Annotated in this window: 15 protein-coding genes and 2 tRNA genes; 6 read left to right on the plus strand and 11 right to left on the minus strand. The window is 67.4% G+C overall.

Annotation, left to right across the window (positions count from 1 at the left end; translation table 11 throughout):
* Positions 1-1,566, minus strand: coding sequence for a DNA-directed RNA polymerase subunit B'' (locus C454_RS05730; protein ID WP_004969057.1), 1,566 nt, complete (start codon positions 1,564-1,566; stop codon positions 1-3).
* Positions 1,563-1,790: a DNA-directed RNA polymerase subunit H gene (locus tag C454_RS05735; RefSeq protein ID WP_004044577.1), complete on the minus strand. Its 228-nt coding sequence runs from the start codon at positions 1,788-1,790 to the stop codon at positions 1,563-1,565. The genes C454_RS05730 and C454_RS05735 overlap by 4 nt, the downstream gene beginning before the upstream one ends.
* 267 nt (positions 1,791-2,057) lie before the next feature.
* On the opposite strand from C454_RS05735, the gene C454_RS05740 reads away from it, so the two are divergent.
* The 3 genes from C454_RS05740 to C454_RS05750 all read left to right on the plus strand — a co-directional run bounded on the left by C454_RS05740 (position 2,058) and on the right by C454_RS05750 (position 3,376).
* Positions 2,058-2,130, plus strand: a tRNA-Asp gene (locus tag C454_RS05740).
* 30 nt (positions 2,131-2,160) lie between these two features.
* A tRNA-Asp gene (locus C454_RS05745) sits at positions 2,161-2,233 on the plus strand.
* A 351-nt stretch (positions 2,234-2,584) separates the two neighbouring features.
* Positions 2,585-3,376 carry an SDR family NAD(P)-dependent oxidoreductase gene (locus C454_RS05750; protein ID WP_004973584.1) on the plus strand — a complete coding sequence of 264 codons (792 nt, stop codon included), beginning with the start codon at positions 2,585-2,587 and terminating at the stop codon, positions 3,374-3,376.
* Positions 3,377-3,385: 9 nt separating this feature from the next.
* Here C454_RS05750 and C454_RS05755 read toward each other — a convergent pair whose 3' ends face one another.
* The 3 genes from C454_RS05755 to C454_RS05765 are packed head-to-tail and all read right to left on the minus strand — an operon-like array spanning position 3,386 to position 5,144.
* A complete protein-coding gene (locus C454_RS05755) occupies positions 3,386-3,742 on the minus strand; it encodes a fluoride efflux transporter FluC (protein ID WP_004973585.1) in 357 nt (118 codons plus the stop codon).
* Positions 3,739-4,074 (minus strand): CrcB family protein, encoded by a 336-nt coding sequence (locus C454_RS05760; protein ID WP_004973586.1) that lies wholly within the window; start codon positions 4,072-4,074, stop codon positions 3,739-3,741. Before C454_RS05760 ends, C454_RS05755 begins: the two co-directional genes overlap by 4 nt.
* Before the next feature lie 20 nt (positions 4,075-4,094).
* On the minus strand, positions 4,095-5,144 hold the full coding sequence (locus C454_RS05765; protein WP_004973587.1) for an ATP-binding protein: 1,050 nt from the start codon (positions 5,142-5,144) through the stop codon (positions 4,095-4,097).
* Between the two features lie 75 nt (positions 5,145-5,219).
* Between C454_RS05765 and C454_RS05770 the strand changes: the two genes are divergently transcribed.
* A complete protein-coding gene (locus tag C454_RS05770; protein WP_004973592.1) occupies positions 5,220-5,663 on the plus strand; it encodes a DUF7382 domain-containing protein in 444 nt (147 codons plus the stop codon).
* 24 nt (positions 5,664-5,687) lie between these two features.
* Here the strand turns inward: C454_RS05770 and C454_RS05775 are convergent, their stop codons facing one another.
* Positions 5,688-6,956 (minus strand): tRNA(Ile)(2)-agmatinylcytidine synthase, encoded by a 1,269-nt coding sequence (locus tag C454_RS05775; RefSeq protein ID WP_004973593.1) that lies wholly within the window; start codon positions 6,954-6,956, stop codon positions 5,688-5,690.
* 142 nt (positions 6,957-7,098) lie between these two features.
* Here C454_RS05775 and C454_RS05780 point away from each other — a divergent pair, with 142 nt between their 5' ends.
* Both C454_RS05780 and C454_RS05785 read left to right on the plus strand, forming a co-directional pair.
* Positions 7,099-8,073, plus strand: a complete 975-nt coding sequence (locus tag C454_RS05780; protein ID WP_004973594.1) for a transcriptional regulator — start codon at positions 7,099-7,101, stop codon at positions 8,071-8,073.
* 70 nt (positions 8,074-8,143) lie between these two features.
* Positions 8,144-8,527, plus strand: a complete 384-nt coding sequence (locus C454_RS05785) for a hypothetical protein (protein WP_004973595.1) — start codon at positions 8,144-8,146, stop codon at positions 8,525-8,527.
* A 40-nt stretch (positions 8,528-8,567) separates the two neighbouring features.
* Here C454_RS05785 and C454_RS05790 read toward each other — a convergent pair whose 3' ends face one another.
* The 5 genes from C454_RS05790 to C454_RS05810 all read right to left on the minus strand — a co-directional run bounded on the left by C454_RS05790 (position 8,568) and on the right by C454_RS05810 (position 13,207).
* Complete coding sequence (locus tag C454_RS05790) at positions 8,568-8,822, minus strand: glutathione S-transferase N-terminal domain-containing protein (protein ID WP_004973596.1); 255 nt, start codon at positions 8,820-8,822, stop codon at positions 8,568-8,570.
* A gap of 111 nt (positions 8,823-8,933) precedes the next feature.
* Positions 8,934-10,346 carry an NCS2 family permease gene (locus C454_RS05795; protein WP_004973598.1) on the minus strand — a complete coding sequence of 471 codons (1,413 nt, stop codon included), beginning with the start codon at positions 10,344-10,346 and terminating at the stop codon, positions 8,934-8,936.
* A 189-nt stretch (positions 10,347-10,535) separates the two neighbouring features.
* Positions 10,536-11,249: a phosphoribosyltransferase family protein gene (locus tag C454_RS05800; protein WP_004969046.1), complete on the minus strand. Its 714-nt coding sequence runs from the start codon at positions 11,247-11,249 to the stop codon at positions 10,536-10,538.
* Between the two features lie 74 nt (positions 11,250-11,323).
* Positions 11,324-11,854 carry an orotate phosphoribosyltransferase gene (pyrE, locus tag C454_RS05805; protein ID WP_004973603.1) on the minus strand — a complete coding sequence of 177 codons (531 nt, stop codon included), beginning with the start codon at positions 11,852-11,854 and terminating at the stop codon, positions 11,324-11,326.
* Between the two features lie 156 nt (positions 11,855-12,010).
* Positions 12,011-13,207: a glycosyltransferase family 2 protein gene (locus C454_RS05810; protein WP_004973604.1), complete on the minus strand. Its 1,197-nt coding sequence runs from the start codon at positions 13,205-13,207 to the stop codon at positions 12,011-12,013.
* Positions 13,208-13,289: the final 82 nt, after the last annotated feature.

Genomic DNA, 13,289 nt, shown 5'->3' on the forward strand with positions numbered 1-13,289 from the left:
TTAGTCGTCCGCGGGTGTGGCGTCGACGCTGTCGATGCCGGGGATACCCTCGACACCCATCGACGCGAGTTCTCGTTTCAGCGACTGTTCGTCTTCGACGTTCTGGGAGAGTTCCATCGCCTGCGCGAAGTTCTTCACCAGACCGCAGTTCGGTCCCTCGGGAGTCTCGGAGGGACAGATGCGACCCCACTGGGTCGCGTGCAGGTCGCGCGCCTCGAAGTGCGGCTGCGACCGCGACAGCGGACTGCGGAGGCGGCGAAGGTGCGACAGCACACCCATGTAGTCGGTGCGGTCGACGAGCTGGGAGACGCCGGAGCGGCCGCCGACCCAGTTACCCGTCGCGATGGGGTGTTCGAGCCGCTCGGTGAGCACGTCGGACCGGACGACGGTGTTGACCGTCAGGTTCCGGTTCCGCATGTTGGCGCGCTCGAGCTGGTACTTCACGTCGCGTGCCAGCTTGTTGAGCGCCGTCCGGAAAAGGTCCTTCATGAGGTCGCCGGAGACCTTCAGGCGCTTGTTGGCGTAGTGGTCCTTGTCGTCGGAGTCGCGGCGCTGCAGCGCGAGTTCGAAACACGCCTCGGCCATGCGACAGAGGTAGTACGCCTTGTTCATGCGCACTTCCTCTTCCTCCGCGCCCTCCTCGTGGAGGTGCGGGAGCAGGTAGCGGTCGATGACGTAGTTGGCGCGCTTGAGCTGGTAGTTCTTGCCCTGGCCGCCGGCGACGCGCTTGCCGAGCGCCTCGATGGCCTGCTCTTGGGTCTGCACCTCGGCCTCCTCGAGGTTCTCGAGCATGAACTTCACAATCTCCGGGTCGTCGGAGACGCGGTGGACGATCTCCTCGTCGGATTCGAGGCCGAGCGCGCGGACGAGCGTGACGAAGTTGACGCTCCCGGAGACGGACGGGAACGACACTTCGAGGAGTCCCTCGCGGTTGCGCTCGCAGAGCACGAGCGCGCGGTAGCCGCGGCGCTGGCTGAACGTCTTCGCGACCTGAATCTCGTCGCCGTACTTCGTGTCGTACTCGGCGAGAATCTTGTTCGGCGCCAGGTCCTCCGAGGTCATGAGCACGCGCTCGGAGCCGTTGACGATGAAGTAGCCGCCGGGGTCGACGGGGTCTTCGCCGATTTCGACGAGGTCCTCGTCGGAGAGCTCGGCGATGTTGCACTTCGAGGAGCCGACCATGATGGGCATCCGGCCGACCTTCGTCTCCGCGGTGTCGACGACGACCTCCTCTTCTTCTTCGCCGCCGCGGACGATGGACATCTCCATGAACACGGGGGCGGAGTAGGTGATGTTGCGCAGGCGCGCTTCCTGCGGGAAGAGCAGTTCCTCGGAGCCGTCGGCCTCGCGGACGCGGGGCGTCTCCACGCGGACGCCACCGAGTTCGACGTAGACGGGTTCCTCGCCCTCCTTGTCGCCGATGTCGGTCTCGATGGTCGCCTTCTCCTCGACGACGTCCATCATGCCGCGTTCGAGGAACGCGTTAAACGAGCGGAAGTGGTGTTCAGCGAGCCGTTCTTCGGAGAAGTACTTGCGAGAGACCTCGCGTCGCGCTTGTCGGTTCATTCGATCACCAGTCGGTATACGACTGCTTTGTCTGTCGTTCGAGAGTTCCGAACGATCTTGATGACGTCGCCGGGCTCTGCGTCCTCGGGGAGCGCCGGGTCCTTCAGCTTGATCTTCGGGAGGTTCGTCTTCTCGACGTTATACTCCTGTAACACGTCCTCGACGGCCTCGTCGTCGAGTTTCGTGTGTTCCGGAACCAGTTTGTGTTGGCTTACGTCTACCATGTATGGTGCTGCTGGGTGCTGGAAGAAGCTGTCACGGGATACTACGGCTGATTTTGGGACGCACCCATTTAACACTTGCCAACTGCGTCGAAGAAAGGCGACGCTATCGGAGGTCACGCACCGGAGATGCGCGAATCGTCACGTGTTGGCATGGGGTATCGCGATATAAATGTCTTCGGGGCAAGAATCGCGGTACCGCGGGCCAAGGGCAACCCAGATGGTAAGTCTTATCTATAAACCTCGGCTACGGATGAGTGCAGACGGAGGGCCCGGGTGGTGTAGTGGCCCATCATACGACCCTGTCACGGTCGTGACGCGGGTTCAAATCCCGCCTCGGGCGCTCTCCGTACCGCAAAACTCACTTCAGTAAGCCCGGGTGGTGTAGTGGCCCATCATACGACCCTGTCACGGTCGTGACGCGGGTTCAAATCCCGCCTCGGGCGTACTTTTCGATGAATTACTCTCTGAGCGCCGAGTCTCGTCTCGGCGCGAGCGTAATTCTCGTGAATACCCCAAAGGGATTGAACCCGACGACGAGCGAGTGTAGCGAGTGACGTCGGCACGGTTCAAATCCCGCCTCGGGCGCTTCTCTGATTTCAACTCCTCCAGCGAGGCGTCTCGTCGCCGAGCGACAGTGAGTGAAATCTGTAAGCGACGACAGGCGGGATTTGAACCAAGGAGCGAAGCGAGCGGTAGCGAGCGGAGCGACTGAGGTTCAAATCCCCGACCCTTACCGGAAGAGCGCCGTAAGGGGGCGTCAACACCGCCATATTCTCGCGTGACGTCGGTACAGTATGACGAGTGGGACAACCGACGGGCGGGTCGTCGTGGTGACCGGCGCGAACGAGGGAATCGGTTACCACACGCTAGTGGCGCTCCTGAAGAAGGGCTACCGAGTCGCCGGGCTCGACGTCAACGTGGACGCCCTTCGCCCGCTTCAGGAGGCGTATCCCGACCGCGTCCGCGTCTACGAGTGCGACGTGACGAACGACGACGACGTGGAGGCGGCGGTGGCTGGACTCCTGGACGAGTGGGGACACATCGACATCCTCCTCAACAACGCGGCGATATTCAACTTCGGCTTGTTCGACGACCGAACGCTCGACGACACGCGCGAGGAGTTCGAGGTGAACTACTTCGGCTACCTTCGGATGATACGGGCCGTCCTGCCGCACATGCGGGCCCGAAACTCGGGGCACATCCACAACGTGAGTTCCGGCGTCGGACTCGTCGGCACGCCGGGACTATCGGGGTACGCGTCGACGAAGGGCGCAATCGAGGCGTTCACCCGTTCGCTCCGGATGGAACTGCAACGCGAGAACGTCTCCTGTTCGGTGATGCACCCGCCTTACACCGCCACCCGGTCGGCGGCCCGACTCGGACTCCCGTCGTCGATGATGAGTGACCCCGAAGACGTGGGGCGGAAGTTCGCCGACAAAATCGAGTCGACCCGTCTCGTCGTCACCGCCGACCTGACGACCAGAATCGGGCTGTATCTCGCCCGCCGCTTCCCGTTCATCGTCAGGCGGGGGACCAAACGGTTCCTCGACGAGCGCGAGGCGGCCGTCGAATCGGGCGGGCGGTGAGCGCCGGACTCACCCGACCGTCCCACCCACCGCCCCGCCAATCGCCACCCCAACCAACGCCGCCAGCAACGTCCCAAAGGCGTAGCGGGCCGCCGTGTCGTAGTCGCCCGCGTCCGCGAGTTCCGCGACGCCGACCGCGAACGACGAGAACGTCGTGAAGGCCCCGCAGAATCCGGTTCCGGCGAGCGCCACCGCCGCGTCGCCGACGGGCGCAGTGACGAGAAATCCAAGCGCGACGCTCCCGAGGACGTTGACGGTGACGGTGCTCCACTTGCCGACGATTCGCTGGTCGACGGTGTGCCGAGAGACCGCGCCGGCCATCCCGCCGACGCCGACGAGGACGGCCGAGAGAAGCGAGAGACTCATCGCCGTCCTCCGAACGCGAGGCCGAGCGCGGCGGCGGCGAAGCCGAGCGCGTAGTTCGCGCCGACGTTGAGCGCGCCGCCCATCGGCGACAGCGACGCGGTCTGGACGGCGAACGTGCTGTACGTCGTGAACGACGAGAGCAGCCCGGTCCCGAAGAACAACTGCGCCCGGCGGGAGGAGACCGACGTGATGAACGTCCCGAGGACGAAGCTCCCGAGGACGTTCACGGCGAGGGTACCGCCCGCGCCGGGAATCGCGACGGAGGCGCCGTAGCGCAGTAGCGCCCCGGCGAAGCCGCCGAAGGCGACCAGTGCCAGTTCCGAGCGGTCCATACGGCTCTTCTCCGGCCGGACTACTCGATGGTTTCGGAACGGTCACGGTCTGGAACCGCCCGCGGCGTCGCACCCCCGTCCGGCGTCTCTCGGGGACGCACCCGCACGTCGTGGACCGTCTCCGTGGTGTCGTCGACGACGAGCGCGCACCCGCGTTCCCGCGGGAGCCGAGCGCGGAGCGATTCGTCGAAGTACGTCGGGTCTGCGGCCGCCATCGCCGACACGTCGGGACCGGCGGTGAGTCGGTGGACGACCCGGAGGTCGGCCTGCGAGACGGCGACCTCGGGGAGCGCCGAGGGCCGCTGGGTCGCGAGAACGACGCCGACGCCGGGGGCTCGCCCGCGCGTGAGAAGCGTCCGAAGCGCGGAGTCTGCGAGCCCGCCGACGAACGCGTGGGCCTCGTCGAGAAGCACCCACGGGATGCGAGAGACAGCGTCCGCGACGCGGGCGTCGTAGAGACCGCGGGCGACGACGCGGACGACGGCGCTCGCGGGGGTCTCGTCCAGTCCCGAGAGGTCGAGCACGTCGGGCGCGGGACCGCAGAGCGACCGCGGGTCGAGCCCGTCGGGGTGGAACACGCCCCACGAGTCGGCGAGCGCGAGGTGGTTCGCCGCGGCTCTGCGCGTCTCGGGCGCGGCGTCGGCGTCGTCGACCGCCCCGCGCATCGCAAGGAGCGAGTCTTCCTCGGCCGCGAGTCGCCAGACGAGCGACCCCGCGGGGGCGGTCGGGTCGAGACCGAGCAGGTCCGGCCACGCGCTCGGCGGGAGCGCGTCGGCGCGGACGCTCGGCGCGTCGTGGACCGTCCCGTCTATCGGCGACGCTTCGAGGCCACCGAAGACGCCCATCGGGTCGATGACGACCGGCGCGACGCCCGCGGCGCGCGCCAGACCCTCGGCCATGACGCCGAGCGTGTGGGATTTCCCGCTTCCGCGCTTGCCGACGACGACCGCCGCGTGCGGGCGGTTCACGTCGAGGCCGACGGCCGCGCCCTCGCTCCCGTCGCGGGCGCGGTAGTTCCCGAACCGGCAGACGGGGCCTTCTTCGTCCGAGTCGCGGCCGATGGTGTGCATGGCGCGGACTGGTCCCGCGATGCGACTTGAACCTCCGGGCGAGAGTTTATATACGAACCCGCGGCCAGACGGCCCATGCTCGATACGTTTCGGTCAGACACGCGCGCCATCGAAGGTCTCCCGGTCCGCCTCGTCGTCGCCCTCGTGGTCGGCGTCGCCAGCATGAGCGTCATGCTCAACATGCTCTCGGGAGTGCAGGGTCTCGCCACCTCGGAACTCGACGTGAAGCCGACGCCAGACGTGGTCGGTCCGGGCGCACAGGACCTCGACTTCACCGTCGTCGACCACGAGGGAAACCCCGTCGAGGGGGCGACGGTCATCGTGAAATCCGGTACCGCGGAAATCGACGGCGTTGAGACGGCAAAGACCGGCGGCGGCGGGGCAGCGACTGTTCACGTCGACGCCGAACTCGGGGCGAACCGCGAAGACGGGACGCTCGTCGTGGACGTGAAGCCGCCCGCCGGGGGGTCGTTCGTCGACCGCCGCGAGAACACGAACGTGCTGGTCGTCCAAGACTGAGGGAGACGGCCGCGAGCCGCGGGCTCAGCGTTCGGGGTGCGTCGCCGCGTCGAAGCCGCCGCGAACGAGCGGTTTGGCGACGTGTCGGCGGGCGCAGGGCGGCACCTCGTACCAGCCGAGTTCGAGGTCGCGGTCGACCGCCCGCTCGACTTTGCCGGGCGCGTCGGTCCCGCAGTCGCGACACCGGTAGCCCTGATTCCGCCCGGCGCTTTTCATCGTCCGCCCGCAGTCGGGGCAGACCGGCGTCGCGGGCTCCGTGCGCACGAGGTCGCGGACCGCGAACTTCTCCAGTTTGAGCGTCCCGTCTCCGACCTCGCCGCAGGCGGTGAGGGCGTCGCCGACGCGGAGCGCCCGCACCCGGTTCCGGAAGCGCTTCGTCGGTTCGAAGGCGGCGACGGAGACCGTCGAGTCGCCGGCTTCGAGGTCCAAAAAGACGTGGCCGCCGGCGCGCGTCTCCGGGTCGGAGGCGACGGTGCCGGCGACGCGGTAGGCGCGGCCGTCGCGGAGGTCCGAGACGGCGCCGTCGCGGAGGTGCGCGTCGGTCCCCTGATTCGTGAGGAACGTCGCCGAGCGGTCGACGGGCTCGGAGTCGATGGCGGCGGCGACCTCGCGGACGGTGTCGGCGTCGTCGCCGCGGATGCCGTGGAGAATCGGTCCCGGCGCGTTCGGCACGCAGACGGCCTCGCCCTCCTCGCGGTCCACGGTGTCCCACGCGTCGGGATACGCCGCGTCGGCCGCGTCGAAGACGGAGTCCAAATCGACCTCGCGGGGCGTCCCGCAGCGGTGGAACTCGCGGTAGGAGATGTGTTCGTAGGTCCACTCGTCGAAAGCGGCCCACGCGCCGACGGCCGCGAGCGCGCCGATGCGCCCCCGCCCGCCGTGCCAACCCTCGGTCAGAAACCCGGAGCGCTCCGCGAGGTCGACCGCGTCGTCGAGGTCGTGGAAGTCGCGGACGGCGTCGCGGGCGAAGTCGGCGACGGCGGTCGAAACCGTGTCGGGCGACCCCGGCGCGACGACGAGGCCCGGACTGGTTCGGTCGTCGTCGAGGACGGCCCAGCGGTCGAGCTCGTCGCGGGCGACGTCGAGCGCCGCGCCCGCGGGGAGGTCGGTGTGAAGCGCCAGCGCCGCGTTCCCGCGGGTCTTGTGTTCGACCGCGGGGTTCAAGCGGACGAGGAGTCGCCGCTCGACGGTCCCGCCGCGGGCCTCGACTGCCTCTGCGACGAGCGTCGCCAAGTACGTCGTACACATCCCGAGGGTGCGGGAGTCGGTGTCGTCGAGGCCGATGACGGTCATCGCCGGAGATTGCCGGAGGGCGCAGTAACGCCTTTCGGGTCGGTCGCGGCTATATAAATGCGGCATCGAGAAGGGATACACGTCGGCGAGGGCGGCGATACCGGGGAAAACGCTTTATGGGCCGAATCGCTTATTGCCCCCTATGTCCCGGTCAGCGCTGGTTGGTAATGTCGCCGCGATGCTCCAAGACGCGGGCTTCGTCGTGAGCGACCGCATCGCCATCCGGCCGAAGAGCTTCGACCTCGCCGCCCGGAGAGGTGAGGACCTGTTGCTCCTCAAGATACTGGGGAACATCGACGCGTTCGACGGCGTCACCGGCTCCGAGATGCGACGCCTCGGCTCGTACCTCGACGCCACGCCGTTGGTCGTCGGGCTTCGGACCCGAGACGAGGACCTCAAACCCGGAGTCGTCTACTTCCGTCACGGCGTGCCGGTGTTGAACCCCGACACCGCCATGGACCTGTTCGTCGAGGAGGTTCCCCCGCTCATCTACGCCGCCCCCGGCGGTCTGTACGTGAGCCTCGACGGCGACGTGCTCGCCGAAGAGCGGCAAGAACGCGGGTGGAGCCTCGGACAGCTCGCGACCGAGCTCGGCGTCTCGCGGCGCACCGTCTCGAAGTACGAAAACGGCATGAACGCGAGCATCGAAGTGGCGATTCACCTCGAAGAGCTGTTCGACCGGCCCTTCTCGAGCCCGGTCGACGTGCTCACGGGCGCGGAGGACGTGCGCGACGCCGAGCCGACTCCCGAAGACCCGGACGTGGACCCCGACGACGAACACGTTCTGTCGGTGTTGACGCGCGCCGGCTTCACCGTCCACCCGACCGCCCGCGCACCGTTCAAGGCCGTCAGCGAGGACGCCGGACGCAAGAAGGAGACGAACGTCCTCACGGGCCACTCGTCGTTCACCCGCAGCGCCGAAAAGCGCGCCCAAATCATGTCTTCGCTCGGCGAAATCACGCGGACGCGCTCGGTCTACTTCGTCGAGGAACAGCAGAAGCGCGAGTCGGTCGACGGAACCGGCATCGTCAGCTGCGAGGAACTCGCCGCCATCGACGACCCCGACGAGATTCGCGACCTGATTCGAGAGCGGACCCGCGACCCCGCAGAGAGCTAACCGCAGGGTCGCGGCACGCTCTCGTGCGGTTGCTACTATGGTTATCATCGTCGCCAGCGTAGCGGTTGCTATGTCGAACGTGCGAGGGCCGAACGGGAACGACGGCGTGAGTGAGGAATCGCGGGCCGCCGTCGAAACGCTCGCGGCCGCGGTGTGGCGCGAGGCCGCCTCGTGGCCGGCGGTCGAGCGGACGGCGCTTTTCGGCTGCCCGTCGTTTCGGGCGAACGGGACGCTCTTCGCCGTCGTCTCCGAGCAGGGGCTCTCGCTCACGTCGCTGTCGGCCGAGTCGCGGGCGGCGGTGGCGAAACGACACCGCGTCCTGCCGTTCGAGGCGAACGGTCGCATCGTCGGGTCGTGGGCGACCGTCGATATCGAGCCGAGCCGAATCACCGAACTCTCGGACGCGCTCCGCGCGAGCTACGAGACCGCGTGCGGTCGAAAACGAGAACAGTAAGCGGGAGCCCGGCGGCCGCCGCGAGAGGGGAGGGAGGGGGTTACGCCGCCGAGCCGTAGGTCTCTTCGAGGTAGTCGACGATATCGTCGCTCTCGGGCATCCCCTCGACGCCGTGTTCCTCGTCGACGAGGACGGGAACGCCGGTCTGGTCGCTTACCTCCTCGACTTCCGTGCGCTCGGCGTGGGCGCTGGGAACCATCCGCGACTCGTATTCGAGGTCGAGTTCGGCGAGCTTGTTCTTCACCTTCGCGCAGTACGGACAGCCCTGCAGTTCGTAGAGGACGAGTTGAGACATCGCTCGGAGGTATGGAGTCCGAGCGGAAAAACGCGGCGGTGGTGTGTGTCGCGGACGCATCGGAGAGAAACGCACGCCCGCGGGGGAACCGAGCGGTCGCGGGTCGGCGTCTCAGACCTGCGCTTGCAGCATGCCCGAGGTGCGGATGACGAAGTAGAGGAAGAACGCGACGGCGAGTCCCCACTGGCCGGCGCTGACCTCGTCGTACTCGCCGGCGGCGACCTTCACGAGCGGGTACGAGACGATGCCCGCCGCGATGCCGTATGCGATGGAGTACGTGAAGGGCATGACGAGGATGGTCATACCGGCGGGGATGGTGACGGTGATGTCGTCCCACGCGACGTCGACGACGTTGCGGAGCATCACGACGCCGATGACGACGAGCGCGATGTGGGAGGCGTACTGCGGAATGGCCGTCGCGAGCGGGACGATGGCGAGCGAGCCGAGGAACAGGAGGGCGACGACGAGCGCGGTGAGGCCCGTGCGGCCGCCCTCTTCGACGCCCGTGGCGGACTCGATGTAGGTCGTGACCGTCGAGGTGCCGAGCATCGCGCCCGCGGTGGTACCGACCGCGTCGGCCATGAGCGGCTTGTCGATGTCGGGGAGGTCGCCGTTCTCGTCGAGGAAGTCCCCGGCCTGGCCGACGCCGACGAGCGTGCCGGCGGTGTCGAAGAAGTCGACGAAGAAGAACGTGATGACGATGAGCGCGAAGCTGAACGCCTCGACGTTGCCGAAGCCGGAGATGAACGCGCCGGCCAGCGGCGTGATGTCGTAGGTGGCCGCCGAGGAACCGGCGACGAGACTGGCCTCAGACGAGACGACGCCCGAGACGGTGAGGCCCCAGCCGAGAAGCGACGTGCCGACGATGCCGATAATGATGGAACCGGGGACGTTCGCCGCGTAGAGCGCGAACGTGAAGAACAGGCCGACGATGGAGACGATGGCGACGGGGTTCGACGCGAGGTCACCCATCGTGATGAGCGTCGCGGTGTCGTCGACGACGATGCCCATCGCCTGCAACCCGATAATCGCTAAGAACAGCCCGATACCGGTTCCGACGGCCATCTTGACCGGTTCGGGGAACACCTTGATGATAGCTTCCCGCGCGCCGGCCGCGGTGAGCGCGATGAAGATGATGCCCTCGACGAAGACGGCCGCGAGCGCCGTCTGCCACGGGACGCCCAACGCACCGACGACGGTGAACGCGAAGAAGGCGTTCAGGCCGAGGCCCGGCGCTTGCGCGAAGGGTCGGTTGGCGTAGAACGCCATGACCGTGGTCGCGATTGCGGCCGCGAGGATGGTGACGACGGCGAGCATGGACTGGACCTCGCCCGGCGTGTACCCGGCGATGGCGATGCCGTCGACGCCCTCGATGTACGGTTGGTCTGTGAGAAGCGACGGGTTGACCACGACGATGTACGACATCGTGAGGAACGTCGTGATGCCCGCGAGAATCTCGGTCCTGACCGTGGACCCGTGTTTATGCACGTCGAAGTAGTTTGCGAGGGTTTCAGAGAGCCCCATGATGCACGACTAAGCATACCCACGATTGCACACATAAGCATTACCATCCTCCCGGGGAGAATTACCCACGAACGTGAGTTAAACGACCCATTCGACGTGTGAGAACGGCACAGAAGTGCCTATTTTCCCACCAGTTGTAAGTGAACTAACGAGTTTAGAGCCGTTTATCCGAGCGGCCGCGGGGGAGCCTCAGTCGAAACTGCTCAGCGCGCCGACCGGGGCGTCGGTGAGTTCGCGGGCGCGGTTCGTCCCCTCGTCGCCGACGGCGATGAGCGCGAAGACGCCGGCGATGTCGGCGTCGGCCTGCAGCGCGATGTCCAAGAGGAGTTCCTGCGTCTCGCCCGAGCGGATGAGGTCGTCGACGACGAGGACGCGCTCGCCGTCGTCGATGGCGCTGGCGGGGAGGTAGTAGGTGAGTTCGATGCCGGACGCGAGGCGCTGGCGCGACTCGATGAAGTCCTCGACGGCGGTCTCTTTCGACTTCTTCGCGTACGCGAGTCGCGCGCCGAAGTAGCTCGCCATCGCCGCGCCGAGAGTGATGCCGTCGGTCGCCGCGGTCAGAATCACGTCGGGGCGTTCGAGGTTCAGCGTGTTCGCCGCGACGGGCGCGACGAGGTCGAGGAACGACTGGTCGAAGACGACGCCGGAGTTGTCGACGTAGCCCTCGTCGTCGAATCGGACGCGGGCTTCGAGTTCGTCGGCGAGCGCGTCGCGGCCGACGCCCTCGACGACCTCCCGGGCGCGTTCGACCCCGGGCAGGACGTGCCCGTTGACGTAGCGGTTGAGGTCGCCGGCCGGCAGTCCCGTGAGTTCGGCCAGCTCGTCGTACGTCCGGGTCTCTTTGAGCATCCGGAGCACGGAGACAGCCTGCAACTGGAGTGCGGCCTTCTCTGCTCTGTTCATGCCTCCGCCTTCGTACTTGCACAAAAATGAATACTTCGATTGCCGATTCCGAGTGAATTAGTCACAAGCGTGTATTAGCGGTCGGCGTCAGCCAGCAGATCCTCGGCGGTGAGAAGCGACTCCAGTTCGATGTCGTGTTCGGCTAACAGCTCCGCTGCGCCCTCCTGTCGGTCCACGACGACGATGACGCGGTCGACGACCGCGCCGGCCTCGCGGAGCGCCTCCACGGCGTCGACGGCGCTCTGGCCGGTCGTCGCGATGTCTTCGAGGACGACGACTTCCTCGCCCTCGTCGAGCGCGCCCTCGATGCGCTTCGCGGTCCCGTACTCCTTCGCCTTCTTGCGGGCGATGACGTACGGCTTGTTCGTCTCGACCGCGGTCGCGGCCACGAGCGGGACCGCGCCGAGCGCGACGCCCGCCAGCTTGTCGTCGTCCGCGACGCGCTCCGCGAACGCCTCAGCGATGAGCTTCAGACACCGGGGGTCGGTCTCGAAGAGGTACTTGTCCACGTAGTAGCTCGACGTGCCGCCGTGGGAGAGTTCGAACTCGCCGAACTGGACCGCGTCGGCGGCTCGAAGCGCCTCGATGAGTGCTGCGTTCGCCATCTTGTTTCGAGAGGGTTCAGGGAGGCGCTTAAGCGGGACGGTTCGGGGGCGGTTCGGACCGGTCCGGAGGAAGTTCGGAGCGGTTCGAGGCGGTTCGCGATGCTCAGGGTGGTTCGGACGCGGCGACCCCCGCGACCGCGGAACTGTGGGCGACCCCTACTTTCCGGTCTTCTTCGTCACGCGGAAGTCGCGGGGCGGGTCGAGGATGCCCGCGACCGTCCCCATCGAGTGGACGACGGTGACGACCGGCGCGAGCGGGACCGCGAGCGCCCACGAGAACTTGTCGCGGCCGTAGTAGACCACGCCCCGGAGGTACCAGAACGCCGTGAGCGCGCCGAGCGCGAGCGACGCGAGCGCGAACAGGCCGCTGGCGACGAGGCCGACGCCGAGGACCGACAGGGGGACGGCGACGACCGTGACCACCGGCGAGAGCGCCCACGCGTAGTTGCGGACGCGAGTGAGAAGCTGATAGTGAGCGGGGAGCGCCGTCGCGGCGTCGAGGTTACCGGCGGCCCAGCGGCGGCGCTGTTGGAGAATCTCGGTGAGCGACGGCGGGGCCTCGTTGGCGCAGGTCGCCGTCGCGAGGTCGAACGTGAAGTCGTCGAGTTCCTGTGCGGCCGCCCAGACGAACGCGGTGTCCTCGACGAGCGTCTCGCGGTCCCACGTGACCGCCTCTTCGACCTCTCGGCGGACGGCGATACCGCCGCCCCACGCGAACAGCGGAATCGAGAGGCGCGCGAAGGCGCGCTGTTCTATCTGGACGCCCATCCGGTAGACGTCGGCGAGGTAGGAAAACAGCGAGTCGGTCCGACGCGGCCGCTCGCGCAGTTGGACCACGTCGGAGCCGGGAAGCCCGTCGAACGACTCCAGCAGGCTGTCCTCGTCCAGGTAGAGGACGTACTCGCGGTCGGTTTCGAGGTTCCGCCGCGCCCACTCGATTGCGCGGCCCTTCCGGACGGCGTCGCAGTCGAACTCGTCAGGGACGGCGTGGACCGCTGCGCCCGCGACGTCGATGTCGGTCTCGGCGACGACGTGGACCTCGTCGAACGACGCCGGGAGCGAGTCGACGGTCGATTGGACGACCGACTCGGCGTCGACGGTGAGGATGCGGACCTGAATCTCGTCGGGGCCGTACTCCGGGGCCGGGGGCTCGTAGCCCGCGCCGACGACGTAGGTGAGGACGACCCAGACGAGGGCCGTGAGGGTGAAAAGCGCCGTCGTTCCGACGACCAGCAGTTCGCCCGCGGCGGTCCAGTCGACCCCGCCGGGTGCGAGCCACGGCGCGGCCGTCCCGACGGCCGCGAGGACGGCCACGAGTCCACCGACGATGAGTGAGATTCGTTCTGTCTTCATCTGGCCGAGTCGCAACCGTCGGAGGGACTTGAACCGAGGCGTCCGTCCAGCGCAGTACGGGACGTTTGACCCGGATTATCCC

Origin of the sequence: Haloferax gibbonsii ATCC 33959, from assembly GCF_000336775.1 — an archaeon.
GTDB lineage: Archaea > Halobacteriota > Halobacteria > Halobacteriales > Haloferacaceae > Haloferax > Haloferax gibbonsii.

Excerpts from the sequence above, each read along its gene's own strand:
- C454_RS05730 (WP_004969057.1), bottom strand. The coding sequence starts at position 1,566 with ATGAACCGACAAGCGCGACGCGAGGTCTCTCGCAAGTACTTCTCCGAA.
- C454_RS05735 (WP_004044577.1), bottom strand. The coding sequence starts at position 1,790 with ATGGTAGACGTAAGCCAACACAAACTGGTTCCGGAACACACGAAACTC.
- C454_RS05750 (WP_004973584.1), top strand. The coding sequence starts at position 2,585 with ATGACGAGTGGGACAACCGACGGGCGGGTCGTCGTGGTGACCGGCGCG.
- C454_RS05755 (WP_004973585.1), bottom strand. The coding sequence starts at position 3,742 with ATGAGTCTCTCGCTTCTCTCGGCCGTCCTCGTCGGCGTCGGCGGGATG.
- C454_RS05760 (WP_004973586.1), bottom strand. The coding sequence starts at position 4,074 with ATGGACCGCTCGGAACTGGCACTGGTCGCCTTCGGCGGCTTCGCCGGG.
- C454_RS05765 (WP_004973587.1), bottom strand. The coding sequence starts at position 5,144 with ATGCACACCATCGGCCGCGACTCGGACGAAGAAGGCCCCGTCTGCCGG.
- C454_RS05770 (WP_004973592.1), top strand. The coding sequence starts at position 5,220 with ATGCTCGATACGTTTCGGTCAGACACGCGCGCCATCGAAGGTCTCCCG.
- C454_RS05775 (WP_004973593.1), bottom strand. The coding sequence starts at position 6,956 with ATGACCGTCATCGGCCTCGACGACACCGACTCCCGCACCCTCGGGATG.
- C454_RS05780 (WP_004973594.1), top strand. The coding sequence starts at position 7,099 with ATGTCCCGGTCAGCGCTGGTTGGTAATGTCGCCGCGATGCTCCAAGAC.
- C454_RS05785 (WP_004973595.1), top strand. The coding sequence starts at position 8,144 with ATGTCGAACGTGCGAGGGCCGAACGGGAACGACGGCGTGAGTGAGGAA.
- C454_RS05790 (WP_004973596.1), bottom strand. The coding sequence starts at position 8,822 with ATGTCTCAACTCGTCCTCTACGAACTGCAGGGCTGTCCGTACTGCGCG.
- C454_RS05795 (WP_004973598.1), bottom strand. The coding sequence starts at position 10,346 with ATGGGGCTCTCTGAAACCCTCGCAAACTACTTCGACGTGCATAAACAC.
- C454_RS05800 (WP_004969046.1), bottom strand. The coding sequence starts at position 11,249 with ATGAACAGAGCAGAGAAGGCCGCACTCCAGTTGCAGGCTGTCTCCGTG.
- pyrE (WP_004973603.1), bottom strand. The coding sequence starts at position 11,854 with ATGGCGAACGCAGCACTCATCGAGGCGCTTCGAGCCGCCGACGCGGTC.
- C454_RS05810 (WP_004973604.1), bottom strand. The coding sequence starts at position 13,207 with ATGAAGACAGAACGAATCTCACTCATCGTCGGTGGACTCGTGGCCGTC.